The 25,123-nt window shown below is 63.2% G+C and carries 25 protein-coding genes; 8 read left to right on the top strand and 17 right to left on the bottom strand.

Going from position 1 to position 25,123, the window contains the following annotated elements:
• Nucleotides 1–51: 51 nt before the first annotated feature.
• Nucleotides 52–822 (bottom strand): IclR family transcriptional regulator C-terminal domain-containing protein, encoded by a 771-nt coding sequence (locus AB6804_RS13890; protein WP_370886918.1) that lies wholly within the window; start codon nt 820–822, stop codon nt 52–54.
• 247 nt (nt 823–1,069) lie between these two features.
• On the opposite strand from AB6804_RS13890, the gene AB6804_RS13885 reads away from it, so the two are divergent.
• Both AB6804_RS13885 and AB6804_RS13880 read left to right on the top strand, forming a co-directional pair.
• Complete coding sequence (locus tag AB6804_RS13885; RefSeq protein ID WP_370886917.1) at nt 1,070–2,476, top strand: MFS transporter; 1,407 nt, start codon at nt 1,070–1,072, stop codon at nt 2,474–2,476.
• A gap of 256 nt (nt 2,477–2,732) precedes the next feature.
• Complete coding sequence (locus AB6804_RS13880) at nt 2,733–3,647, top strand: LysR family transcriptional regulator (protein WP_370886916.1); 915 nt, start codon at nt 2,733–2,735, stop codon at nt 3,645–3,647.
• An 8-nt stretch (nt 3,648–3,655) separates the two neighbouring features.
• Here AB6804_RS13880 and AB6804_RS13875 read toward each other — a convergent pair whose 3' ends face one another.
• From AB6804_RS13875 to AB6804_RS13860, 4 genes are all read right to left on the bottom strand, one after another.
• Complete coding sequence (locus AB6804_RS13875) at nt 3,656–3,868, bottom strand: hypothetical protein (RefSeq protein ID WP_370886915.1); 213 nt, start codon at nt 3,866–3,868, stop codon at nt 3,656–3,658.
• 10 nt (nt 3,869–3,878) lie between these two features.
• On the bottom strand, nt 3,879–5,255 hold the full coding sequence (locus AB6804_RS13870; RefSeq protein WP_370886914.1) for an ATP-binding protein: 1,377 nt from the start codon (nt 5,253–5,255) through the stop codon (nt 3,879–3,881).
• On the bottom strand, nt 5,252–5,914 hold the full coding sequence (locus AB6804_RS13865) for a response regulator (RefSeq protein WP_244795374.1): 663 nt from the start codon (nt 5,912–5,914) through the stop codon (nt 5,252–5,254). The genes AB6804_RS13870 and AB6804_RS13865 overlap by 4 nt, the downstream gene beginning before the upstream one ends.
• Nucleotides 5,915–6,239: 325 nt before the next feature.
• Nucleotides 6,240–6,626, bottom strand: a complete 387-nt coding sequence (locus AB6804_RS13860; protein WP_370886913.1) for a DUF1232 domain-containing protein — start codon at nt 6,624–6,626, stop codon at nt 6,240–6,242.
• Between the two features lie 194 nt (nt 6,627–6,820).
• Here AB6804_RS13860 and AB6804_RS13855 point away from each other — a divergent pair, with 194 nt between their 5' ends.
• On the top strand, nt 6,821–7,816 hold the full coding sequence (locus tag AB6804_RS13855) for an SDR family oxidoreductase (RefSeq protein ID WP_370886912.1): 996 nt from the start codon (nt 6,821–6,823) through the stop codon (nt 7,814–7,816).
• Nucleotides 7,817–7,911: 95 nt separating this feature from the next.
• Here the strand turns inward: AB6804_RS13855 and AB6804_RS13850 are convergent, their stop codons facing one another.
• The 6 genes from AB6804_RS13850 to AB6804_RS13825 form a co-directional block, all read right to left on the bottom strand.
• A complete protein-coding gene (locus AB6804_RS13850; RefSeq protein WP_370886911.1) occupies nt 7,912–8,199 on the bottom strand; it encodes a GlpM family protein in 288 nt (95 codons plus the stop codon).
• A 181-nt stretch (nt 8,200–8,380) separates the two neighbouring features.
• Nucleotides 8,381–9,331, bottom strand: coding sequence for an NAD(P)-dependent oxidoreductase (locus AB6804_RS13845; protein WP_370886910.1), 951 nt, complete (start codon nt 9,329–9,331; stop codon nt 8,381–8,383).
• 14 nt (nt 9,332–9,345) lie between these two features.
• Nucleotides 9,346–10,581, bottom strand: coding sequence for an alpha-hydroxy acid oxidase (locus AB6804_RS13840; RefSeq protein ID WP_370886909.1), 1,236 nt, complete (start codon nt 10,579–10,581; stop codon nt 9,346–9,348).
• A 61-nt stretch (nt 10,582–10,642) separates the two neighbouring features.
• Entirely contained in the window at nt 10,643–11,938 is a 1,296-nt protein-coding gene (locus AB6804_RS13835) for an MFS transporter (protein ID WP_370886908.1), read from the bottom strand.
• A gap of 65 nt (nt 11,939–12,003) precedes the next feature.
• The gene (locus tag AB6804_RS13830; protein WP_370886907.1) at nt 12,004–12,927 is read right to left on the bottom strand and encodes a dihydrodipicolinate synthase family protein; all 924 of its coding nucleotides are present in this window, start codon (nt 12,925–12,927) and stop codon (nt 12,004–12,006) included.
• Between the two features lie 55 nt (nt 12,928–12,982).
• A complete protein-coding gene (locus AB6804_RS13825) occupies nt 12,983–14,566 on the bottom strand; it encodes a UxaA family hydrolase (RefSeq protein ID WP_370886906.1) in 1,584 nt (527 codons plus the stop codon).
• A gap of 113 nt (nt 14,567–14,679) precedes the next feature.
• Here AB6804_RS13825 and AB6804_RS13820 point away from each other — a divergent pair, with 113 nt between their 5' ends.
• Nucleotides 14,680–15,612, top strand: coding sequence for a LysR family transcriptional regulator (locus AB6804_RS13820; RefSeq protein WP_370887041.1), 933 nt, complete (start codon nt 14,680–14,682; stop codon nt 15,610–15,612).
• A 36-nt stretch (nt 15,613–15,648) separates the two neighbouring features.
• On the opposite strand, the gene AB6804_RS13815 is transcribed toward AB6804_RS13820, so the two are convergent.
• Nucleotides 15,649–16,179 carry a hypothetical protein gene (locus tag AB6804_RS13815; RefSeq protein ID WP_370887040.1) on the bottom strand — a complete coding sequence of 177 codons (531 nt, stop codon included), beginning with the start codon at nt 16,177–16,179 and terminating at the stop codon, nt 15,649–15,651.
• Between the two features lie 181 nt (nt 16,180–16,360).
• On the opposite strand from AB6804_RS13815, the gene AB6804_RS13810 reads away from it, so the two are divergent.
• The gene (locus AB6804_RS13810) at nt 16,361–16,993 is read left to right on the top strand and encodes a YceI family protein (RefSeq protein WP_370886905.1); all 633 of its coding nucleotides are present in this window, start codon (nt 16,361–16,363) and stop codon (nt 16,991–16,993) included.
• A 156-nt stretch (nt 16,994–17,149) separates the two neighbouring features.
• On the opposite strand, the gene tdh is transcribed toward AB6804_RS13810, so the two are convergent.
• Nucleotides 17,150–18,181 carry an L-threonine 3-dehydrogenase gene (gene tdh, locus AB6804_RS13805; RefSeq protein ID WP_370886904.1) on the bottom strand — a complete coding sequence of 344 codons (1,032 nt, stop codon included), beginning with the start codon at nt 18,179–18,181 and terminating at the stop codon, nt 17,150–17,152.
• Between the two features lie 76 nt (nt 18,182–18,257).
• A complete protein-coding gene (locus tag AB6804_RS13800; RefSeq protein WP_370886903.1) occupies nt 18,258–19,460 on the bottom strand; it encodes a glycine C-acetyltransferase in 1,203 nt (400 codons plus the stop codon).
• Nucleotides 19,461–19,593: 133 nt separating this feature from the next.
• On the opposite strand from AB6804_RS13800, the gene AB6804_RS13795 reads away from it, so the two are divergent.
• The gene (locus AB6804_RS13795; protein ID WP_370886902.1) at nt 19,594–20,196 is read left to right on the top strand and encodes a helix-turn-helix domain-containing protein; all 603 of its coding nucleotides are present in this window, start codon (nt 19,594–19,596) and stop codon (nt 20,194–20,196) included.
• A 137-nt stretch (nt 20,197–20,333) separates the two neighbouring features.
• Here AB6804_RS13795 and AB6804_RS13790 read toward each other — a convergent pair whose 3' ends face one another.
• The gene (locus tag AB6804_RS13790) at nt 20,334–20,522 is read right to left on the bottom strand and encodes a CsbD family protein (protein WP_035962850.1); all 189 of its coding nucleotides are present in this window, start codon (nt 20,520–20,522) and stop codon (nt 20,334–20,336) included.
• 252 nt (nt 20,523–20,774) lie between these two features.
• Here AB6804_RS13790 and AB6804_RS13785 point away from each other — a divergent pair, with 252 nt between their 5' ends.
• Nucleotides 20,775–21,131 (top strand): DUF2471 family protein, encoded by a 357-nt coding sequence (locus AB6804_RS13785; protein ID WP_035962849.1) that lies wholly within the window; start codon nt 20,775–20,777, stop codon nt 21,129–21,131.
• 48 nt (nt 21,132–21,179) lie between these two features.
• Here the strand turns inward: AB6804_RS13785 and AB6804_RS13780 are convergent, their stop codons facing one another.
• Nucleotides 21,180–22,616, bottom strand: coding sequence for a DUF2252 domain-containing protein (locus tag AB6804_RS13780; protein ID WP_370886901.1), 1,437 nt, complete (start codon nt 22,614–22,616; stop codon nt 21,180–21,182).
• Nucleotides 22,617–22,815: 199 nt separating this feature from the next.
• Here AB6804_RS13780 and AB6804_RS13775 point away from each other — a divergent pair, with 199 nt between their 5' ends.
• Nucleotides 22,816–23,841 (top strand): tyrosine-type recombinase/integrase, encoded by a 1,026-nt coding sequence (locus AB6804_RS13775; protein WP_370886900.1) that lies wholly within the window; start codon nt 22,816–22,818, stop codon nt 23,839–23,841.
• 30 nt (nt 23,842–23,871) lie between these two features.
• Here AB6804_RS13775 and AB6804_RS13770 read toward each other — a convergent pair whose 3' ends face one another.
• A complete protein-coding gene (locus AB6804_RS13770) occupies nt 23,872–25,068 on the bottom strand; it encodes a DNA-binding protein (protein ID WP_370886899.1) in 1,197 nt (398 codons plus the stop codon).
• Between the last annotated feature and the right edge of the window lie 55 nt (nt 25,069–25,123).

The following is a 25,123-nucleotide window of genomic DNA, read 5'->3' as shown; positions in this document are numbered from 1 at the left end:
CCCTCACCTTTGTCCGGCTCCCGTAAGTCCTCACCATTCGTCGAGCCGCCATCAGATAACGTTCAGCATCGCGAGCGCCGTCTCCTGCAGCGGCTGCAGCACGCGGGTGAGCGCCGCCTCGTGCGTCTCCTTCCCGATCGGCATGTTCACCGACAGCGCCGCCACTACTTGTCCGTGACGATTCTTGATCGGCACCGCGACGCCGCGCACGCCGACCTGCAACTGCTGTTCGATCGCGACGAAGCCATCCACGCGCGCCTGGCGGATCTTCTCGTGGAGCTTCTCCTTGTTGGTCAGCGTGAGCGGCGTGAACGGCTTGAACTCGGTCGCGTCGAGCCAATGGCGGACGGCATCCTCGTCCGGCTTGTAGGCGAGCATCACGAGCCCGCCCGACATCAGCGCAGCCGGCACCCGCGCGCCCAGCACGAAGCCGGTGGTCATCACCCGCGTGGAGCCGTTACGCGCGATGATGACGAGATCCCATTCATCGAGCACGCTCACGTAAACGGATTCGTGGATCGTCGCGCTCAATTGCTGGAGATACGGCTGCACGATGCGCGGCAGCCGCGCCGAATCGAAATACGACCAGCCGACGCGCAACACGCGCGGCGTCAGGTTGAAGAGCTTGCCGTCGGTCTGCACGTAACCGAGATGCGCGAGCGTCAGCAGATAGCGGCGCGCCGCCGTGCGCGTCATGCCGGTGCGCGCCGCCGCTTGCGTCGGCGTCATGCGGGCGTGCTGGTCGTCGAACGCTTCGAGAATCGCCAGACCCTTCTCCAGCCCGGCGATCCAGTCGCGCTTGTCGAGTGCGGGCTTGTTCATTGTCAAACCTTGCATTTAGCTAGTGCTAACCCCCAAAGCGGTCGATTATCGGACACGCGCGTACGATAATCGCGCATAATCTATCACAAATCGTTGCCGGAGAAGGGCCGCGCCCCTATTCTCCAATCACCCGGAGCGACGCGCTCGCCACCGCTCTTTGCCTCGTGCATCGGCGGGATGACGAATCAGAAGAACGAGACAGGCGGCACGCGAGTTCAATCGATTAACCCATTGTTCGGAGACACATATGGCTAGCCTTAAGGAAGAAGCGCACGGCGGCCGCCAGGCGAAGAAGGCAACGGCGAGCGGCTGGATCGGCTCGGCGCTGGAGTATTACGACTTCTTCATTTACGCGCAGGCGGCGGCGCTGATCTTTCCACAGTTGTTCTTCCCGTCGGGCAATCCGAAGGTGGCGATCGTCGCATCGCTCGCGACCTATGGCGTCGGCTACGTGGCGCGTCCTATCGGCGCGTTCGTGCTCGGGCATCTTGGCGACACCCACGGCCGCAAGAACGTGCTGCTGATCTGCATGTTCCTGATGGGCTTCTCGACGATGGCGGTCGGTCTTCTGCCGACGTACCACCAGATCGGCATGGCCGCACCGGCGATGCTCGTCCTGCTGCGTCTGATTCAGGGCTTCGCGGTGGCTGGCGAAATTTCCGGCGCGAGTTCGATGATTCTCGAGCACGCACCGTCCGGCCGGCGCGGCTACTATGCGAGCTTCACGCTGCAGGGCGTGCAGGCCGGCCAGATTCTCGCGGCCGCCGTGTTCCTGCCGCTCGCGGCGTTCATGCCCGAGGACATGTTCAACTCATGGGGCTGGCGCGTGCCGTTCCTGCTGTCGGCGTTCGTGCTGGTCGCGGGTTACATCATTCGTCGCGAAGTGCATGAAACGCCGGCGTTCACTGCGGAAGGCGCTCAGGGCGAACTGCCGAAGTCGCCGATCAAGGAAGCGTTCGCCAACAGCACGCCCGACATGGTCCGCGTGGTCTGCATGGCGCTGATGAACGTCATTCCCGTGGTCACGACGATCTTCGGGGCGGCGTATGCGGTGCAGGCTTCGTATGGCATCGGCTTTCACAAGAGCGTGTATCTGTGGATTCCGGTTGCCGGCAACATCCTGGCGGTGCTGGTGATTCCGTATATCGGCAATCTGTCGGATCGCGTCGGACGCCGCATTCCGATGATCACCGGTTCGCTGCTCGCGGGTCTGCTCTCGTTTGCGTATCTCTACGCGATCAGCATCCGCAACGTGCCGCTGGCGATCGTGATGTCGCTCCTGATGTGGGGCGTCGTCTATCAGGGATACAACGCGATTTTCCCGAGCTTCTTCCCCGAACTGTTCCCGACCCGCTCGCGTGTTTCGGCGATGGCGATTGCGCAGAACATCGGCACGACGATCACCGCGCTGCTGCCCGCGCTGTTCGCCACCGTCGCGCCGCCGGGATCGACGAATATTCCGCTGACCATCGGGGCGCTGGCTTTCAGCGTGACGATCATCGCGGCGATCGCGGCGTGGTCTGCGCGGGAAACGTATCGCGTGCGGCTGGAAGATCTCGGCAAGAAGGATGCGGTGCCGATGAGCGAGCAGGAGTATGAGCGCATCCGCGCGAATTCGATGGCGGAGCGCCGCGAGGCGAAGGCTCATGCCTGACGCGCGCTGATAGCTGAGTGTCGTAAAGCACGGGCCTTTCGGGGCCCGTTTCTTTTGTGGTGCGGCGCTCGCTCCGAAGCGACGCCGAAAGCGAGGGAACAGAAGTCCCAGTTCCGGTCGCCGCCGTCGTTGCCGATTCCGAGTTTCATCTGGCGTAACGCGACACCGCGCTGACCGGACCGCAGCGCCCATTCCGCGCATCGCTGCGTTCCGCGCGCTACCATCACCGTCATTCATCGATGACGATCAAGCGCGCATGCCCGCCCCCACCACGCATCTTCTCCCCGCCCTCAATGTCTTCACCGCGATCGTCGATACCGGCACGTTCGCCGCCGCCGCAGAAAAGCTCGGCATGTCCCCGCCCGGCGTGAGCCGCGCGATCACGCGTCTCGAAGCGAAACTCAAGATCCGGCTCTTCGACCGCACCACGCGCACCGTCTCCCTGACTGACGATGGCCGACGCTTCTACGGCCAGGTCATGCCGCATCTCCTCGGCATCGAAGAAGCCGCAGCGACAGCATCGAGCAGCACGACCGCCGTGCGGGGACGGCTGCGCGTCAATGTCGATCCGATCTTCTCGCGGCTCGTGCTCGGCCCGCAACTCGAAGCGTTCATGCAGGCGCATCCCGAACTCGATCTCGAACTCATCACGCGCGACCGGCTCGGCGACATGATCGCCGATGGCTTCGATCTCGCCGTGCGCTTCGGCGAGCCGCGCAACTCGAGCCTCGTCGCGCGCAAGCTGCTCGACACGCCGGTGCATACCGTCGCCGCGCCGTCCTATATCGCACGATGCGGCCGGCCCGCGACGCCGCAATCGCTCGCCACCGACGCGCACACCTGCATCGAATTCCGCGATCCCGAAACGGGGCGGCCGTTCGCGTGGGAGTTTCATCGCAAGAAGAAGCGGCTGACCGTCGAAACGCGCGGGCACCTGACGCTCAACGATCCCGGCACGCTGCTGAGCGCGTGTCTGTCCGGCTATGGCGTTGCGCAGATACTGGAGCTGGGGCACGAGCACCTGCTGGCCGAAGGAAAGCTGATCGATCTCTTTCCCGACTGGCCCGACGAACGTTTTCCGCTCTATGCGTTTCATCCGTCGCGGCATCATCCGCCCGCTAAAACAAGGGCTTTTCTCGATTTCGCGATCGCGCTGACGAACAAGCGCTGAACGCCACGCTAATGCGCGCACGCATCGGGCCGCGCCTTCGCGCCACGGCGATCCGGCGGCACCTTGCAATTGTCGACGCGCTGTTCGTCGCTGGCCTTGTCGCCGAGGCGCTCCTTCAGCGTCTTCGCTTCCGACGCCGCAGGCGCGCTGGCGGCATCGTCGGCGCGTGCGATGTTGGCCGATAACATAAGGATGGCGAAGTAATAGGCGAATCGCTTCATGGCACGATCATCACCGCATTGCGAGGGCCGCGCTTCCCGCTTCTTGCGCTTTCATTTCCACTGCGCGCAATCCACGCAACGATACCGCGAGTCCGCCTGCATCGCGGTTCGTTACCGTGAACGCCGCATGATGCCGTTGCGCGATCCGCAGCGCGATGGCGAGGCCCAGCCCGCTGCCCTGCCCTTGCGTGCCGACGCATCGATAGAAGCGGTCGCACGCGCGGTCGATCTCTTCGGCCGGAATGCCGGGGCCCGTGTCGAGCACGGTAAGCGCGATGCCGTCGCTCTCGCGCCGCAGTGTCACATCGACACGTCCGCCGTGCGGCGTATGACGGATCGCGTTGTCGAGCAGATTGTTGACGAGCACCGCGAGCGCGTGCATGTCGCCGCATATCGTGTAGGTATCGTACTCGTCGTGCGCTTCTTCGAGCACGAGGCCGAGGTCGATCGACTTTGCCTCCGCGATCAGAGAAAAATCCGCGACGCGCGTTTCGCAAAGCGTGCGCAGGCTCATCGGCGCGATAGCCGCCTCGCGTGCCGCATCCTCCCGCGCCATGCTGAGCAATTGCTGCGCGAGATGGATCAGCCGGTTCAGCCGGCCGTCGATTTTGGCAAGCGTGGCGCTATCGACCTTCAGCGATCCATCGCCGATGGCGCCCTGAATCTGCAGCTTCAGCGCGGTCAGCGGCGTGCGCAGTTCGTGCGCCGCGTCGGCGACGAAGGTGCGCTGCGCCTCGGATGCATCGTTCAGCCGCGCAAGCAGGCCGTTGAGTTCGTCGACGAGCGGACGAAGCTCATCGGGCATCGGCGTGGCGACCGCTACCGGTTCGCGCGATTCGTGGGAACGCGCGGCGATCGACGAAGACAGCCATCGGACCGGCGCCAGCCCGCGCGCCACCACCACGAGCACGATCACGACGATCGCCGGTATCAGCAAGACGAGCGGCCAGATGATGCGCAACGCAAGCTCGATCGCCATGTCGTCGCGTACGTAGTAAGGTTGCGCGACCTGCACGAAGCGATCCGGCAGCGCGACGCCGAATGCGCGCCAGCGATACCCCTCGCGCTCCGCCGACTGAAATCCGTCGCCGAAGCGCGGCAACGCGGGCTCGTGCGGCGAGTGATAGACGAGACGCCCGGAAGCGTCCCAGATGTCGATGACCAACCGGTCATCCGCGATGCCATGCAGTTCGTGCGTACGCCCTTCCGCGGCATGGGCGGCGGGAATGTTGTCGGGCAGCGAGAGCGCGACCGTACGCAATTCGTAATCGAAGAGCTCGCCCGCTTCGAGCCGCGCCGCGCGGAAAATGCCGTAGCCCGCGATCAGGCAAGCGAGCGCCAGCCCGCAGATGAGCCAGCCGAGCAGCCAGCGGCGAATCGAGTTCATCCGATCCTCTTCAGCCGGTAACCGACACCGCGCACCGTCACGATCTCATCCGGCCCGATCTTGCGCCGCAAGCTGTGCACATGGACTTCGATCGCATTGCTGCCGACTTCCTCGCCCCAGCCATAGAGTTTCTCTTCGAGTTCGCGGCGGCGGAACACGCGCGACGGCTCTTCGATCAACGCCTGCAACAACGCGAATTCGCGCGGCACGAGGTTGAGCGGCGCGCCGCTCTTGGCGGCTTCATGCGCGGCGGGATCGAGCGTCAGTTCGCCATGCGCATAGACGAGTTGCTTGTGCCCCGTGCGACGTCTGAGCAGGGCGCGCACGCGGGCGGCCAGTTCGTCGAGGTCGAAGGGCTTCATCAGGTAATCGTCAGCGCCGGCGTCGAGGCCGCGAATGCGATCGTCGATGGCGTCGCGCGCGGTGAGGATCATCACCGGCGCATCGCCGCCGTTCTTGCGGTAGACGCCGAGCACGTCGAGGCCGTGGCGCTTCGGCAAGGTCAGATCGAGCAGCACCAGATCGTACACACCGTTCGCAAGCGAGAGTTCGGCGGCCCGGCCATCCTGCGCCCAGTCGACCGTATAGCTCGCACGACGCAGCGCGGCCAGCACCGTCTCCGCGATCATCTCGTCGTCCTCCACCAATAGCAGACGCATGCGGGTCTCCAGGCTTGCGTGTCGCCGCCGATTGTCCTCGACGCTTGCTTAAGCGCGGCTTAACGCGAGCGTGCGGCTTCGGAGCCGGAGCCTTGATTCGGCGCCCTCGCAGCACGCGCTTAAGCGTTGCATAAGTTTTCAGGCCGCACTATACCGCCACGGACACTGCTCTGCTTCGAGGCCAGCGCGTCGCGACACACGCGGCCTCTTCGATGCATCCACGCGGTCGGGCGTGACTCGGAACGCGCCCGGTCCGACTTGTACCCGGCTTCGGCCGGGTTTTTTTTCGTCGACAGAGGCTTGACCGGCAGTTCGCGTCGAACGTTCAACTCTTCAGCCAGGACCACGCCGCGAACGCAATCGCCAGCCACATGGCCACGATCACCGCCGCTCCCGCATAACTCTTTGGCTTCGTGCGCTGTTCGGCCATCCACGCGTCGGCCCGCCTTCGACTCTCATCGACGACTCCGGCAGGCAGAAGCCGGATCGCAAGCCAGATCAGGCCCGGAAGCAGCAGCGCATCGTCGAGATAGCCCAGCACGGGGATGAAGTCCGGTATCAGGTCGACAGGACTGAGCGCGTAGCCGACCACGAAAACGCAAAGCAGCCTGACGGCGAGAGGCGTGTCCGGATTGCGATACGCAAACCAAAGGGTCATCGCATCGCGCTTGATGCGTCTTGCCCACGTTCGAATCGTTTGAAAGAGGTTCATCGAGGGCAACATCGGCCGGTCCGCGATGCATGCATGTTACCCCTCGAGGTGAGACTTTTCGGGATCAGCACGAAAGACCCGCCCCGCCAAAGGCTTCGCACCGTGCCAAAGGTGAGCATTTTCGGGACTTCGCTTTGCGCGGCACGACGGTTGCATCTCACGGGCGCACAGCCAACACAGGATGAGCGTACGCAATGAGGAAACCTCGCATCGTGGTCATCACCGGCGCGACGGCGGGCGTCGGACGCGCGACGGCGCTCGAATTCGCGCGACGGGGCGCGGACGTCGCGCTCATCGCCCGCGACGAAGCCGCCCTCGCCGATACCGCCGCCGACGTGCGCGCATGCGGCGTGCGCGCATTGCCGATTCCGCTCGATGTGAGTCACGCCGATGTCGTCGATGAAGCCGCGTCGCACATCGAAGCCACGCTCGGCCCGATCGACGTCTGGATCAACAACGCGATGCTCACCTCGCTCGCCGCCGTCGCGGACATGCCCGAGCGCGACTTCGCGCGCATCACCGAAGTGACGTACCTCGGCTATGTATGGGGCTCGATGGCCGCGTTGCGCCGCATGACGCCGCGCGATCGGGGCGTGATCGTGCAAGTGGGATCGGCGCTCGCGTATCGGTCGATTCCGCTGCAGGCCGCCTATTGCGGCGCGAAGCACGCGATACGCGGCTTCACCGATTCATTACGCTGCGAGCTGCGTCACGACAAGCGCGGCATCCACGTGACGATGGTGCAGATGCCCGCGATCAACACGCCGCAATTCGACTGGGCCAAGGCCGCGACGCCGCACGCGCCGCGTCCGGTCGCGCCGGTCTTTCAGCCCGAAGTCGCGGCGCGGGCGATCTACTGGGCGGCGACGCATCGGCGGCGGGAAGTGTGGGTCGGTTCGTCGTCGGTGAAGGCGATCGTGGCCAACCATTTCTTCCCCGGCCTGCTCGATGCGTACCTCGCCCGCACCGGTTACGACGCGCAACAGGACGAGCGGCTGCCCGGCGCGGACCGGCCCGACAACTTGTGGGAACCCGTGACGGCGCTGCATCGCACGCGCGGACGGTTCGATGGCGAAGCATCGGATGCGTGCCCGTCGCTATGGCTCGGGACGCATCGCGGCCTCGTCGTGAGCGCAGGCGCTTTGCTCGGTGCGATGTGGCTTGCGCGCGGGCGCCGGCGCAAAGCGTGATTACATGAAGCGCGGTGCGAGAAAGATCGCGAGCGCCGCGATCAGCCATGCACCGAGTCCGCCGACGATCGTGAGGCGGTAATCGACATAGTGAATCAGCACGCAGCACGTGCGAGAAAGACGAGGTACGCGGGAATCGTCCGCGCGCCGGAGAGACACGCGGTCCGGAAGCCGCCGGGCTGCCCTTTCGCGCCGACGGCCAGGAGCGCGATGATCGCGAACGTCGGCGCGAGCGGCAGGATGCCCGGCAGCACGTTGCCACGCTTCGAAGCCGTGACGATCAATGCGGTGACCAAGCCACCGACGATGCCCTTCCACAATATGTCCATCGCAATCCCATCGCGTGCAAAGCCCAAGTCGAGCGACGGATTATAGGAAAGCATCGCTTGACTCGCTTGCACGCTCAGGCTCGCCCGAGCACGCCCTTGAACGACCAGCCGTTGAGCGTCAGAAGACCAGTAGCGTCGCGCCGAAAATGCACTGACGCCCCGCCTCGCCAATCTGAAGCGCGGTCAGCAGGCTCGTCAGCCCCGTGAGTACGGGCGACGTCCCCCTGGCGGGCGATCAGCGCGATTCGTCGTTCCCGGCACGCGACGGCGCCATGCCATTGAGTTGCGCGACCACATCGAACATGTGCGGCACGTACTCGTCGCCATGCCCGAGATTCGTCGCCAGCACGTAGATTTGCCGCACGGCTTCCGCGATGATCGCCGTCGACGACTGCGCCGACGCCAGTTGCGCATACGAACGCATGTCCTTCGCAGCGTTGCGGATCGCGAACTGCTGGCCGCTGTCGTCGCCTTCGAGCAGATACGGAATGATGCGGTCGAAGGTCTTGCTGTGCGCGCCGCTCAAGCGGCAGACGGCCGCAAACTCGTGCAGGTCGAGCTTCGCCTTCGCGGCCGTGCCGAACGCTTCGGCGAGGATCGCGCCGTTGGCCTGAGCGATGAAGTTGTGAATCAGCTTCGCGCGATACCCCGCACCGTGCGCGCCCAAATGATGCACCGTCTCCGCGTAAGCCGCCATCACGGGCCGCAGCAACTCGAGCACGCCGGCGTCGCCGCCAACGAGTACGTTGAGCCGCCCTTCCCGCGCTTCCTTCGGAGTCCGATTGACTGGCGCATCGATGAACGCCGCGCCTTTTGCGGCGAACGCGCGTGCGGCTTCGTCGGCGAATTCGGGATCGGCGGTCGTGCTGTCGACGACGATCAATCCTTCATGCGCGCCCGCAAGCAAGCCGTTTTCTCTGAACACGACATCGCGCACTTGCGGCGTTCCCGTCACGCAGATGATGACGGCGTCGACGTTCCGCGCGAGTTCGGCCGCGCTGCTCACTTCCTTCGCGCCCTGCGACACGAGGGCTTCGAGCGCCTCGCGGCTGCGATGGCCGAGCACGAAAAGCTCGAAGCCCTTCTTCAGTACTTGCCCGGCGATCGCGCTGCCCATCAAGCCGAGCCCGATCATTCCGACGCGTTCGACACGTTGCGGAAGGCGGATTGCGTTATTGGTTTCCATGATCCCTGTCCCGTTCATTGCAGTTCGAGTTCGACAGGCGCTGCCTGACGCGGCCGCGATGCGCTGCGTCGCGCGACGCGCGGCCACTCGATGTATCGCGCGTCCAGTTCGGCGATGCTGCCCACGCCCAGCAACCCGATGACGCGATCCACTTCGGTCTTGAGAATCTCGATTGCGCGATCCACGCCCGCCCTTCCGCCCGCGCCCAGACCCCATGTCGTCGCGCGGCCCAGCAGCACGGCGTCGGCGCCGAGCGCCATCGCCTTGACGATGTCGGAGCCGCGGCGGAATCCGCCATCGAGCATGATGGCGAGACGCCCCTTCACTGCATCGACGACTTCGGGCAGGACTTCCATCGCCGAGACGGAGCCGTCGAGTTGTCGGCCGCCGTGATTGGACAGCACGATGCCATCCGCGCCGAGCGCGACGGCGCGCACGGCATCGTCCGGATGAATCAGTCCCTTGACGATGAGCTTGCCCGGCCAGCGGTCGCGCAGCCAGCGAATATCGTCCCATGAAAGCGACGGATCGAGTTCTTTCGCCAGCGCCGATGCCGCGCCGCGCACGCTGTCCTGTCCCGGTGGCAGCAAATCGCCGAGATTGGCGAAGCGCGGCATGCCGTGCGGCCAGAGCACGTCCATCATCCAGCGCGGATGCGTGAGCACGTCCAGGGTGTTGCGCAGATCGAGCTTCAGCGGCCTCGCGTAGTTGCGCAAGTCCCACTCGCGCTTGCCGTAGATCGCGCTGTCGGTAGTCACGACGAGCGCTTCCACATTGGCTTGCTTCGCGCGTTCGGCCAGTTTTGCGACGAAATCCCGCGTGCGATACATGTAGACCTGCATCCACACGCGCCCGCCGGCGCGCTCGACGACGCGTTCCAGCGCCACCGTCGACGCATTACTCAGAATGTACGGGATGCCCGCAGCGGCAGCGGCGCTTGCGAGCGCGATATCGCCTTCGTGCGAAAGCAATCCGCTGAAGCCGGTCGGCCCGATCATGAACGGCGCATTGCTTCGGCGTCCGAACAGATCAATGCCGATATCGCGCTTCGATACATCGACCAGCGAGCGCGGCCGGAGAGCGATTTCCGCGAAGACATCGCGATTGCGGCGCAACGTGGACTCGTCCTCCGATCCGCCTTCGACGTATTCAAAACAGAAATTGGGCACGCGCCGCTGCGCCATCCCGCGCAACTCTTCGATGCTGTGTGCGCGGCGCGGATCATTACCCGTATAAAGACGACGTTGCACTTCACTTCTCCTGTCGACCGGTGCGGAACATTTCAACGTTCCGCACCGGTCACATGCCCGTTCAAACCGGCAGCTTGCGTTGATAGTCGATGCAGAGGACGCACAGCGACTGGAAGGCCGCCACGGCGACGAAGAACATCAGCGCGAGAAAATACGAGCCCGTCGTCTGCACGATGTAACCGATGAAAATCGGCACGAAGATTCCCGCGATGTTGCCGACGAAGTTCATGATGCCGTTGAGCGTGCCGGTCCGTGCGCGGGTGGCGAGCATTGCGGGCGTCGCCCAGTTGCAGCCGCCGCACCAGCGCAGGAAGAACAGCGCCACGCACAGCAGGCCGACGACCATGACCGGTGCGCGGACATAAGCCACGCCGAGCATCGAAAGGCCGACCGCGACTGCACCGATGATCATCATCGTGCGATACACGCGATTCGCACTCGCGCCCGCCGACTTCCACTTGTCGGCGAGATTGCCGCCGATCACTTCGCCGACGAAACCGCAGAAGAAGATCAGGAACGTCGCGCCGCCCAGCGACTTCAGGTCGAAACCGTGCACCTTGAACAGATACGTCGGCAGCCAGGTCATCAGGCCGAAGAAGATCAGGTTCGTGCAGGTGTGGCTCAGGCACATGCCCCACACCGAGCGGAACGTGAAGAAGCGGAACAGCGAGCCGCCCGGCGCAACGGTCGGCTCGGCCGCATCTTCTTCAGCGTGAGCGCGCTCGATATACGCGATTTCTTCCTCGTTGATCGACGGATGCTCGCGTGGCGTGTTACGGATGTACCACCACGCCCAGATGCCGCAGAGAATCGTGCCGACGCCCGCCACGACGAACGCCGCGCGCCACGAACCGAGCACCGCCATCAGCGTCGCAACGACGATCGCACCGACGCCCGAGCCGAGTGCGCTGCCGCCATCGAGCAGCGCGGCGCCGCGCGTCTTTTCGTTCTTCGTGAGCCACAGTGCGTTGAGCTTGCCGCCGCCCGGATAGATCGGCGCTTCGGTGACGCCGAGTCCGAGACGCGTCAGCAACAGCAGCACCCAGCCCGAACTGAACGCGCCGAGCGCCTGAAAGAAGCCCCAACCGACGGTTGCCGCCGCGATGAGTGCGCGCGGCTTCAGCTTGTCGGCCAGCATGCCCGACGGTACCTGCATGAATAGATACGTCCAGAAAAACGAGCTCAGGATCAAACCCTGACGCTCCGGCGACAGATCGAATTCCTGCGCGATCGCCGGCATCGCGACTGACAGCGCGGCCCGGTCGATGTAGTTGATCGATACCAGCGCCAGCAACAGAAGAAAGATCTTCCATCGGACGTTGGTCATTCGTACGGATTGCACGCTGGACACACTCATGGTCCGGTCTCCTAAATGCTTTTATATGAAATACGCGGATGCAGTCGATCCGCGGTGCGAGGCGCTTATCGGCCCCAGCGCAACACGAGCGGATCGAGCCGGCGTGCGACTTCGAGCAAGCCTTCACGCGTCTTCGGATGGACGGGCGCGAACGGGTGACGCACTGCATCCGATCCGATGACGCCGCCTTCCTTCATCAGGATCTTGCAAGCGGCCAGCCCGCACTGGCGATTCTCGTAGTTGATGAGCGGAAGCCATTGCTGATAGAGCGCCGCCGCGCTTTCCTTGTCACCGCTCAGGTAGGCATCCACGATCTTGCGGATGCCGTCGGGATAGCCGCCGCCCGTCATCGAGCCGGTCGCGCCTGCTTCGAGATCGGGATACAGCGTGATGGCCTCTTCCCCATCCCACGGACCGACGATGCTCTCGCCGCCCAGTTCGATCAGCTCACGCAGCTTCGATGCGGCCTGCGCCGTCTCGATCTTGAAGTACGCGACGTTCTCGATCTCGCGCGCCATGCGGGCGAGGAACGGCGCGGACAGCGGCGTGCCGGCAACGGGCGCGTCCTGGATCATGATCGGAATGCCGATCGCGTCCGACACCTTGCCGTAGAACTCGTAGATGCCCTTCTCCGTCACGCGGATGGTCGCGCCGTGATACGGCGGCATGATCATCACCATTGCGGCGCCGGCGGCTTCTGCGGCGGCGCTGCGGCGCGCGCAGACTTCCGAACTGAAATGCGTCGTCGTGACGATCACGGGCACGCGGCCCGCGACATGTTCGAGCACGGCGTGCATGACGGTATCGCGCTCTTCATCGGACAACGCGAATTGCTCGGAGAAGTTGGCGAGGATGCAGAGGCCGTTGGAGCCGGCATCGATCATGAAGTCGACGCAGCGTTTCTGTCCTTCGAGGTCGAGCTTGCCGTCTTCATCGAAGATGGTCGGCACGACAGGAAATACGCCGCGATAGGGTCCGGTATTTGGCATGGTGATTCGTCGCAAAGGTTGAGAGTGTGAAGCGGCTTCGACGCCTGAATCGCGTTCAGGTGATCGCGCCGATCTGCCAGGGCACGAACTCGTTCTGCCCGTAGCCGTGAATTTCGCTGCGGCTGCGCTTGCCCGATGCGGTGTCGAGCATCAACTGGAACAACTCCGCGCCCATTTCTTCGATGGACCGCTGGCCGCTCAGAATTGGACCGCAGTTCAGGTCCATGTCTTCCTGCTGGCGATTCCACAATGCGTCGTTGGTGGCGATCTTGAGCGACGGCGTCGGCGCGCAGCCGTATGCCGATCCGCGCCCTGTCGTGAAGCAGATGAGATTGGCGCCGCCCGCGACCTGTCCGGTCGCGGAGATCGGGTCGTAGCCGGGCGTGTCCATGAAGACGAGGCCCTTCGCCGTCACCGGTTGTGCGTATTCGTAGACTTCGACGAGATCGCTGTTGCCCGCTTTCGCGATGCCGCCAAGCGATTTCTCCAGCACGGTCGTCAAGCCGCCCGCCTTGTTGCCCGCCGAAGGATTGTTGTTCATCGCAGCGCGGCTGCGCTCGCAATAGTCTTCCCACCAGTGGATGCGCGCGACGAGCTTTTCTCCGACTTCGCGGCTCACCGCGCGCCGCGTGAGCAGGTGTTCCGCACCGTAAATTTCAGGCGTTTCGGAGAGAATCGCGGTGCCGCCGTGCTTCACGAGCAGATCGACGGCTGCGCCCAGCGCGGGATTGGCCGAGATGCCGGAGTAGCCATCGGAGCCGCCGCATTGCAAGCCGACGATCAGGTTCGATGCCGGCACCGGCTCACGCTTGACGCGGTTCGCCGCCGCGAGCATGCCCTTCACCAGTTCGATGCCATGCGCGACGGTCTTCGCCGTGCCGCCCGTCTCCTGAATGTTGAAGGTCTTCAGGAACGATGCTTCGGTGAGACCTTGCGTCTCCATCATGCGAGCAATCTGGTTCGTCTCGCAGCCGAGGCCGATGACCAGCACGCCCGCAAAATTCGGATGCACCGCATAGCCGCCGAGCGTGCGTTGCAACAGTGCGAGTCCTTCGCCTTCGGGATCGACCGCGCAGCCGACGCCGTGCGTCAAGGCGACGACGCCATCGACGTTCGGATACGCCTCGAGGCTCGCGGGATTCGTGTCGCGGCGAAAGTGATCGGCAATGGCGCGAGCGACTGTCGCCGAGCAATTCACCGAAGTTAGGACGCCGATGTAATTTCGCGTGGCGACACGGCCATCGTCGCGCACGATGCCATCGAACGTGGCGGGCGTGTCCGAGTACTGCGTGGGGCGTGAGCTTTCGCAGTACGCGTAATCGCGATCGAACTCGCCCATCGCGATGTTATGAACGTGAACATGTTCGCCCGGCGCGATTGGCTTGCTCGCGAAGCCGATGATCTGGCCATAACGCCGCACCGTCTGCCCTTGTTCGATGGCGCGCGTCGCGACTTTGTGACCAGGGGGAATGAGTCCGGATACCGTGATGCCCTCGTCGGGCAATGTCGTGCCGCCGACAAGCTGCTCGCGTGCGATGACGACGTCGTCGTCGCGATGAAGGCGAATCACCAGGGGTCGCGGCCGCGCTGCGGCCGGTTCGTCGAGCCGGCCGGCTTCGATTTGGCTTGCGTTCTGCATATTGTCACCCGTGTTCGGGCCGATCGTTTGTTGTCTCCGAAGCCGACTATACGTCTGCAGTCTGCAGCCTGTATATTGAATTGTTTCCATCCCCCGATCACTTTTTCTACTCGCTGATGAACACCGTCCAGACGCTGCTGTCGAGGCTCAGAATGAAGCAGTTGCAATTGCTGATTGCGCTCGACGAGCACAAGTCGCTGCACAAGGCGGCGGCTGTCATGGCGGTCACGCAATCGGCGGCGAGCAAGGCGCTGCACGAACTCGAGACGATGTTCGATGCCGAGCTTTTCGAGCGATCGGCAAGCGGCATGATCCCGAATCAATACGGCCGGCGCGTCATTCAATACGCGCGTCTGCTGACGACGGATCTCACACTGCTTTGTCAGGACATCAACGAGATTCAGTCAGGACGCGGCGGCCGGCTTGCGATCGGCGCGATCATGGGCGCGATACCGGCAGTCGTCGTGCCTGCGCTCGAAGCGCTGCAAGCGGAGCTGCCGAACGTATCGATCGAAATCGTCGAGGACACGAGCGCGCGCATGTTGCTGCAACTCGATGACGGCCATCTCGATCTGATCATCGGCAGATCGGCGGTGAGTGCGCAGCCTTCGAAGTATCGATACGTCAAGCTGGCGGATGAACCGCTTTCGGTGGTCGTGGGATATCGGCATTCGGCCAGATCGAAAGGCCCGATCGAGATGCACGATCTTGCCCATTGCCGATGGGTGACCTACCCGAGCCAGATGCCGTTGCGCGAATTGCTGGAGCGGGAGATGGACCTTGCGGGCATGAGCATGCCGCGGAACACCATCTCGACGGCTTCCACTTTCGTTACCGTTGCGTTGCTCAACCAGAGCAAGGATCTTGTTTCAGTACTACCAACTGATATTGCCGAGATGTTCGCGCAGCACAAGATGCTGCGCATTCTTCCGGTGAGCATGCGATCGCCTTCGCAAACCTTCGGCGTGGTGACGCGTCGAAGCGGCGTGCTGTCGCCGATGGCGGAGCGGTTTATCGAATTGTTGCGTGAGCGGATGCCGCAGTAATTTTTAATAGTTCGGTTTCCTGATCGATTGGAGATTCTAGAATCTCACTTTGACCTGGAAGCCGATGGTGAACGGCAGGTCGCTCGAAGGAATAGGCGGAATCAGGATCAGGTTGGCTCCCACACGCTTATACGCGAGCATGACGAGCGGTGCGGCAACCGGTCCGACCATGTGATCGTGTCCGATGCCCCAGCGGCCATAGTCGTAACCGGAGATGAGCCCGCCCATCGCGGCGAGCCGGAAAAATCCCCAATGCAGGAATTCGGGCGCCCATATGCCGCCGCCATAGAACGAGGGCTTTGACAGCGAGTTCCGGAAGTAGCCCGCCGTCACCGCCCATTGCGGAGCGATCCAGCATTCCGCGCCGATGCCCGGGTTGAACTGCTCGAAATGCTTGTCGGGATGGAAGTGATGCGAGCCGATCATCGCGTCGACCCAGAGTCCATCGTCGCACAAGGCCGCGTTGGCGGATGGCGCCCACGACAGCGCGCTGAAGGCGAGCGACACCGCCACGGCGGGCCAGAGGCGGATCGGTCGAGAACGCGAAAGCGACTGCCAGAAGCGCATGGGTTTCTCCGCCATCGCGCAATGCCATGGCGCCCTTTTAAAGATGAAATCGAGGCGAACTCTACCTGATCACGTCATCTTCGTGTGCGCTTGCGAAAATGGCGTGACGGTCGTTTCTGCGTGCAGTCCGTTTGTCGGCGAAACTGAGCGTATCGGTGGGCTGACTTTCAGGTATCGCGCGATGAAATCGACTATCTCCTTGCTGAGTCTGCTGGCGTCGCTGGCGCTGGTTCTTTCCGGCTGCACGCCGTTGCAGGTCGTCACGCATCGGGTGTCCACGAGCGAATCGACCGTGCCCGCGGGGCGGTATGCACTCGATCCGCATCATTGGAACGTCAGCTTCGACATCGACCATTTGCATTATTCGCGGTTCGTGATTCGCTTCGACAAAGCGACGGCACAGCTCGACTGGGGCGCTCGCGGCATGGACGACAGCACCGTGCGCGCGACGATCGATGCGTCGAGCGTCAATACGAACGTACCGCTGTTGGATCGAATGCTGAAGGGACCGGATATGTTCGACGTCGCGCGTTATCCGCAGATCGAGTTCGCCAGTGCGCATTTTCAGCGGACGGGAGAGGATCGCGGCACGCTTACCGGCGACCTGACGATTCGCGGCACGACCCATCCGGTGACGTTGGACGTGACTTTCAACGGTCACGCCGTCAATCCGCTCACCAAGCAGGAAACGTTGGGCTTTTCCGCCGATGGGCATTTCAGCCGGGCGCAGTTCGGTTTGACGACGTGGTACCCGGCGGTCGGGGATGATGTCCACGTCGCGATTCAGGCGGAGTTCGAGAAGGGGCGCGAGTGAGGCGGGCGGCGGCCGCGCGACGTCAGGCGTGCGTGGTTGCGATGGGTTTCAGGCGCGCTTGCGCGCGTTAGGCCGAGAACCTCTTCGGCCCGGACATGTGCTGCGCAAACTCATTCGCGTGTGCGACGTCCGGCGAAGCATCACGCCAAGTAGACCTTAAACGCCAGTCCAGTCGAGAACGACCTTGCCGCTGTTGCCGGAGAGCATCGTTTCGAACCCTCGCTGATAGTCATCGACCGGGAAGGTGTGCGTCAGGATCGGCGACAAGTCCAGGCCGCTCTGCAACATGGCGACCATCTTGTACCAGGTCTCGAACATCTCGCGACCATAAATTCCCTTGATCTCAAGCCCTTTGAATATGACCTGATTCCAGTCGATGGCGGTCTGAGCGGGCGGAATGCCGAGCAGCGCGACTTTGCCGCCGTGGTTCATCGCTTCGAGCATCGACGTGAACGCGCTCGGCACGCCCGACATTTCAAGGCCGACGTCGAAACCCTCGGTCATGCCAAGCTCGTGCATGACGTCGCGGAGGCTTTCGCGCGTTACGTTGACGGCGCGCGTGGCGCCCATCTTGTGCGCGAGGTCGAGTCGATAGTCGTTGACATCGGTGATGACGACGTTGCGCGCGCCGACATGCCGCGCGATAGCCGCCGCCATCACGCCGATAGGACCGGCTCCCGTAATCAGCACATCCTCACCAACGAGGTTGAACGAAAGCGCCGTGTGGGTTGCATTGCCGAAGGGATCGAAAATCGCGGCGAGGTCATCGGAGATGTCTGGTGGGATCTTGAAGGCGTTGAAAGCGGGAATGACGAGGTATTCGGCGAAAGCGCCTTCGCGATTGACACCGACGCCGACCGTATTGCGGCAGAGATGACGCCTTCCAGCGCGGCAGTTCCGGCAAAAGCCGCACGTGATGTGACCTTCGCCCGACACGCGATCGCCGATGGAGAACCCGCGCACTTCCTGCCCGATCTCGACGATCTCACCGACATACTCATGCCCGACGTGCATCGGCACCGGGATGGTTTTTTGGGCCCAGTCATCCCACTTCCAGATGTGGATGTCGGTGCCGCAAATCGCGGTCTTGCGAATGCGGATGAGGACGTCGTTGTGGCCGACTTCCGGACGCGGTACGTCGGTCAACGTAAGGCCGGGTGCGCGTTCGAGTTTTGCAAGGGCTTTCATGCTAGCGTTCCAGAAGGTTGCTCATTCACTACTTTGGCCGTCCGTCAGGTCGGCCGACTTTATGCGCATAAAGGCCTCAGCGAATGACGCCCTGCGCCCGTCCTACCCGCGCAAACGCGTCCACCGCTCGATCGATTTGCTCTGGCGTATGAGCCGCGCTCATCTGTGTGCGGATACGTGCGCGTCCCTTCGGCACGACGGGATACGAGAAGCCGATCACGTACACGCCTTCGTCGAGCAATGCCTCGGCCATTTTCGATGCGACTTGCGCATCGCCGAGCATGACCGGAATGATCGGATGTTCGCCGGGCACGAGGTCGAAGCCGAGGGAGGTCATCGCCTGGCGAAAGCGCGCACCGTTCGCGCCGACGCGCTCGCGTAATTCGGCGCCTTCGTCGCTCGCTAATAATTCGAGCACTTTCAGCGACGCCGCGGCGATGCTTGGCGCAAGCGTGTTCGAGAAAAGATATGGCCGGCTTCGCTGCCGCAGCAGTTCGACGACTTCCTTTCGCGCGGCGACGTAGCCGCCCGATGCGCCGCCCAGCGCTTTTCCGAGCGTCCCGGTGATGATGTCCACGCGATCCAACACGCCGCAGTGCTCCGGCGTGCCGCGTCCGTTTTCGCCGATGAATCCAACGGCGTGCGAGTCGTCGACCATCACCGGCGCGTCGTAGCGGTCGGCGAGATCGCATATGCCGGCGAGGTCGGCGATGATGCCGTCCATCGAGAAGACGCCATCCGTCGCGATCAGCTTGAAACGCGCGCCTGTGGCATCGGCTTCCTTGAGACGCGCTTCGAGGTCAGCGAGGTCGTTGTTTTTGTAGCGCAGCCGTCGAGCCTTCGAGAGACGAACGCCATCGATGATGCTCGCATGATTTAGTTCATCGCTGATGATGGCGTCTTCGTCAGTCATGAGCGTTTCGAACAGGCCACCGTTCGCGTCGAAGCAACTCGAGTAAAGAATCGCGTCGTCCGTTCCAAGAAAGTCCGCGACCGCGCGTTCCAGCTGCTTATGCACTGTCTGTGTACCGCAGATGAAGCGCACCGACGCCATCCCGAAGCCGTCCGCGTCGAGTCCCGCCTTCGCGGCTTCGACGAGACGCGGGTCGTCCGCCAGTCCCAGGTAGTTGTTTGCGCAGAAGTTAAGCACTTCTGCTCCGCTGTCCAGCCGAATATCCGACGACTGCGGACTCGCAATTACGCGTTCCGTCTTGTAAAAGCCGGCCGCGCGAATCTCGTCGATGGTCTCGCTCAAATGTCTCAGAAATCGGTCGTTCATCAGCAGCATCCTTTGATTGCGGGAATCGGTGTGCAGCCCCTAGCCCTGTTATAGTCCATGCATCGCATTGAACGTGTTCGATATTTCGAACACGTTTCCGATATGCCGAACACTGTAAAGGATCGAAGAAGTCATGGCAAGCGTTCGCTCTGCGCAGGTGACCGGAGAACCAGCATCGTCCGTGACGGCGCCGCCGCGCGTCGGCGAGCAGATTCAACGGTTGCGAAATGAAAGAAAACTGACGCTCGATGACCTGTCGCGGGCAGCAGGTGTGTCCAAATCGATGTTGTCGGAGATCGAACGCGACAAGGCGAATCCGACCATAGCGGTCGCGTGGAGACTGACAAATGCGCTCGGCATCAGCCTCGACCAGTTGTTCGCGCAACAACGGCCGCTGGAAGCGATCCGCGTGGCCGGTCCGCACGAAATCCCGACGCTAAGTGGGGATAACGGAGGGTATCAATTGCGCGTCTGGGGGCCGATCGAACTGGCTGGCAAGTTCGAATGGTACGAACTTACCTTGCAGGCGGGCGCCGCGCTCAGATCGAACGCGCACGAACCGGGCACGCGAGAACACGTGACGGTCCTGAACGGGACAATCGAAGTGGAGGCGTCAGGTACGACGCGACGTCTGAAGTCAGGCGAGACGGCACGCTACGCCGCGGACGACGGACACGCCATCCGAAATGCGGGCAGGTCAGAAGCGAAGGCGCTGTTGGTGGTCATTCACGGTTGAGCCGGCTGACTGCCAGGCTGCGAGCCCGCGGAACTTTATGCGCATCAAGTCGAGCGGTGCGCGCCAAGAAGTAAAAACGGGACGCCACTGGGCGTCCCGTTATACGCGGAGCGACGTTTGCCGCTTCGCTAACCCCGTTACGGGTTCTTCTTCACGCTGTCCTTTAGATCCTCGCGGACATCACCGGCACCCTTTTGGATCTTCCCGGCTGCTTGCTGCATGTCGCCCTTGGCTTCCTGCGCCGGGTCATCGGTTGCGTTACCGACGACTTCATTGATTTTCCCCTTCACCTGCTTGCCAACGCCTTCGACTTGGTCCTTATTCATCCTGTTTCTCCTTTCGTTTCGCGCTTAGGCTGCGCGCGATGCTACGTTAAAGATGCCCGCATCGTGACGCGGGATGTCGCGTAAGCATGGCTCTAGAATGCGCCTCCCGGGCGCACCCGCGTAGCAGCGGATGTCTGAATCGCACGTAGGCGGAATCGCACATACACGGCGATCGAACGGCGCGACGCTATTTTCATCGGAGCTAGTACTGTATATTTATACAGTACTAAGAGACCGCTGGAAGGGGTGACTATGGATTCGAATGGCGAACATCTCAGCAAGAAGCAGTTCGAGCGCGCGGTTCGTGACCTCGAGCGCATCACGCGACAGATCGCAGGGCGCTATATCGAGAAGGGCGTGCCGCTCACTTGGCGGCTGCTGCACGCGATCGAGGCTGAAGCCGTTGCAGACCTTGGGTTCGCCGGGCGGCACGAGGCCGCGCTGCGCGAACTCTTCGCTCGGCCCGACGGTTTCCAGTTCCCGGAGACCGACGATGTCGTCGACGTCGCATCGTCGGACGCGTTGCCTGCCGTTTTTGCGTTTGCAGTCGACGCCTACGAATGCGCCGCCCGGCAGGGCAAACCGAAACTTTCCATCGCTGCACACTAAGGCGTCGATACGGCTCGATCGCGCGTACTTGGCCGCCGAGCGACGCCATCAGACGGCGAAGTCGGCGGCCATATCGGCGTCGGTGCGCGCGTGCAGCTCCCCGGTTCGGCATGCGCGGCGGAATCGCTCGTAGTCTTTCTCGACCTGATCCGCGTAAGCGCGGCCATAGGACACGAGCGCTTCCGGCAAACGCGGGCCGTTGCCGATATATCCCGATATCTCCAGCGAAAGGCCGCTAGCCTTCGCGTGCGCCCGGGCGAGCGCCCAGCCGCATAGCGCGGCGTAACTGCGCAGGGCTTCGTCGTCGAACGTGTCGATCTGGACCGAAAGCTTCATGTCGCGCAGTTGACGGATGTAGAACGTGCGGCCGAGCGCACCGGTTGCGAAACCGAGAAACGGATCGCTGGCCGCCTGCATCAGGCGTTGCCCGTGCACGACGCGCTGTCCATCGTGCTTGTTTTCCGGAGCGGCTCCGTGTGGACGCGTGTAGCGCGCGACGACCGACATCGACGCCTCTTTCAACTGCAGGAACAGCGGCCTGCCATGATGATCCGTGAAAAGCAGCACCACACAGCGCGTGCCGACGCTGCCGACACCGACCACCTTGAACGCAACGTCCTGCAGTTGAAACTGCGAAAGCAGCGCCGCGCGTTCCGGCGTCAGGGACGTCATGTAGTCCGCCATCAGCGACCCGAGAAGCGTCGCCCGATCGCCCGACAGCGCCGCCCACTCGTCCGCGCGGTCGATCAGCGTGCTCTCGCCGCGGATGTGAAACACGGCCGGCGGCGCATCGCGGATGCGCCAGCCATCGCCGTGCTTGTCTGCGAGCTTCGGCAGCACACTGTCGTGCGTTCGGCGCGACGCGCGTTCGATACTTCGACGGATGCGGCGTCGAGCCGCGTCGCTCTGAACCAGACCGTACAGTTGCGCAAAGGTGATCCGCTCGTACCAGAGATCGAGCACACCCATCTCGGCGTACTCGCGCATGTGCCGCTGATAGCTTTCGGCGGCCCGGTACGCGAGTTCGTCCGCGGCCAGGTCGCCCATGCCCAGGTGTCTGCCTGCGACGGTGAAGCTTGCGATCAGGCGCTTGAGATCCCACTCACAAGGCCCGCGCGCGGTCTCGTCGAAGTCATTGAGATCGAAGATAAGCGTACGCTCGGGCGTCGCGAAGCCGCCGAAGTTGGCGAGATGGCAATCGCCGCAAATCTGGATCGTAATGCCGCTATCGGCTGTGCCGGCCAGATCGTGCGCCTGTACGATCGCGCTGCCGCGATAAAACGCAAATGGCGATGCGAGCATCCGCCCGTAGCGCAGCGGAACCAACGTCGCGACGCGTCGTTCGCTGCTGACCCGCAGCAATGCGATGGGGTCGCGATCAACGTTTCCAATCATTGCGTGAGCGCCGCGCGAGGTGCGCCGTCGAGCGGCCCGTCCGTTGGCACGCCGTTCCTGCCATGACTGAACGTCTCGTGAATGCACCATCGATCGCCCCTCGCTGCTCTCGGTCTTATATCGAACGGAAGCTTCCGCCCAGACAGTAGACGATTGAGTGCGTACGCGGCAACACAATCCTTCTGACACTTCGACACATTTGCCCGCCGGTGTGCTCTTGACGCCGGCCGCACGAAGCCCGACTCTTTGCCCAACGCAATACGGCGCTGTCAGACGCCTCTCGAACACCATGCCGAACACTTCCGATCTCTTCGACCAACACCGCGCCGACTGGCAGGCCGACCCGCACGCCGCCTTCGATGCATGGCTCGCCCAGCAGGACTTCCGGGCCTCATCGGCCGATGTCTATCGCGCGCAGTGGGGAAACTTCCTCGAATGGCTGAGCGCGAAACGGACGACGCTGCATGCGGTGCAACGACCCGTCATCGAGCAATTCATATCGCAGCTCGATATCCGGCGCCCGCAGCGCATGCGCTATCTGCGATTGATTGAGCGTGTGCTGGATTATGTGCGTGAGGTCGAATCGGCGGCAACGAATCCCGCGCGATTCATCGCGCAGGACGGTGATGCTGCTTGGCGCAAGGCGCGCGATAACGAGCCAACCGGATTTCTGACGCACGACGAACGCGCGGTGCTGATCGCGCACCTGTATTCTCCGCTCGGAGACCTGGCGACCGGCCAGCGCTGGAGGGAGCGGCGGGATCGGGCGCTCGTTGCCGCGTTTCTCGGGGCGGGCGTGAAAACGGGAGAGGCGGCGCAGCTGACCGTCGACTGTTACGCGCCCGGTGCGCCGTACGTCACCGTGGACGCGTCTAATCCGTTGCTGATCAGACAGGCGCGGCTGGCACCGTTCGCCGTCGAGTTGCTTGACGGCTGGATCGCGGAACGCAAGGCGGTCGGGCTCGCGGGCACGTTGTTGTTCCCGGCGGCGCAGTCCGGCCGCCCGATGCACAAGGCGACGATGCTGCGCGCCATCGATGCCGTCGTGGCGGCTTCCGGCATCGCGGCATCGCGGGTCGCACGCGCCAGTCCGCAGACGCTGCGCAATACGTACGCTGCTAAATTATTCGACGATGGCACCGACCCGGAGCGCGTCGGCCAGTGGCTAGGCTTTCAGCAATCGATCTCGGTTCATCGGCTGCATCGGGCTTGGCAAGAGTGGATGGGTGAGCAAATACGGGAGCGCGATGTTGCTCGCGCCCGCGCGGATACGGACGACAATTCGGGTCCCGAAAACGCTCACCTTCCGCATTGACGGCAGCGGCGACCGTCGCAGCGGTACGGATCAGGCGCGCACGGCCGCTGTTTTCAGGAACGCTTGTACCGCAGCCAGCTTGGAGGCCACCGCACCCGAGCTTCGCTCGCAGTTCGGGCACGACAGTTCGAATTCGTCTTCGTGCCGCTGCAATTCCGGTTCGGCGCTCTCGCAGGCCGGACAGTCCAGCGGCGCAGCGACGTACGCGTCGACTTGCGTGCCAAGCGTCTCGATTTCGGCTGCAGTCAGCCGGCCGTCCAGCGCCAGCGACGCGATCAGGCCGCCCACCTCGGCGCTCATGCCGACCCGAACGCGATGCGCATCGCGTTCACGCGTCAGTGCGTCGATCTCGTCGGATTGCTCCCGCACCTGCGATTCCAGCCGGTTCGCACGCGTTTGTGCCGCACTAAGTTGTTGAAGGAAATCGAATTCCTTCTGTCCAGCTTCTCGCACCTTCGTCTGATACGTTGCGGCCATGCCGCGCAGTGAGTCGAGCTCGACGAGCATCGGTTTGACGCGGCGTTCGGCGTCCTTCACGGCGTCCTTTATTTGCTGGGCGTAATGCTCGGTGTTGTGTCGCAGTTCGCTCTGTAGTTCGTCGATCCGATCGCGAAGACGCGCGGCATCGGCCTGTTCGCGGGCAATGCGCTCGGACAGCGCCCTGTTTTCTGCCTCCAGCCGCGTGACGACGTCGCGTAAGTCGTTTTGCACGTGCGACTCGCGGGCAAGCGAGGCCTTCAGCTCTGCCTCCAGCGAGGCAATCTGTGCGACGGCCGCTTCCGCACGAAGCTCGGCGCGCCGCTGCGCCTGCTCGATGGCCTGGCAACGGATTTCGGCATCGCGGGTTGCGGCCTGGGCGGCCCCCACGCTTGCATCGACCTTGGCTCTGTCCACGCTCAGCGCGGCATCGGCGTGTCGACGGGCTTCTACGAACAGTTCAGCGAGCAATTCGCCTGCGCGCTGGCGTAGTGCGTCAGGAATTTCGCCGGCTTCCACGCGGACATGCAGCGTCGACCTGACTGTTTCCCAGAAAGATTCGATATCGCGAGGGATATCGCTCGCGCTGCCCGTTTGAGTCAATTCGCGCACGGTAGTGACCGAGGGACGCAGCCCTAAATCAAAAAACAGGCGTTTGCAGGCATGATGCGAAAGTTCTTGGCGACGCGCACCAGCGCTGCGCATGGCGTCGAGCTCTTGGCGGAGAGTATCGCGGAGTTGTGTGTCCATAGTCTATCGATGCGTTGAGCGTATCGATCATAACGCTTTACGTTTCGGGAAAGAC

Source organism: Caballeronia sp. RCC_10 (assembly GCF_041360715.1).
In the GTDB taxonomy this organism is placed as follows: domain Bacteria; phylum Pseudomonadota; class Gammaproteobacteria; order Burkholderiales; family Burkholderiaceae; genus Caballeronia; species Caballeronia grimmiae.
This window is presented reverse-complemented; position numbering and strand designations above follow the sequence as displayed.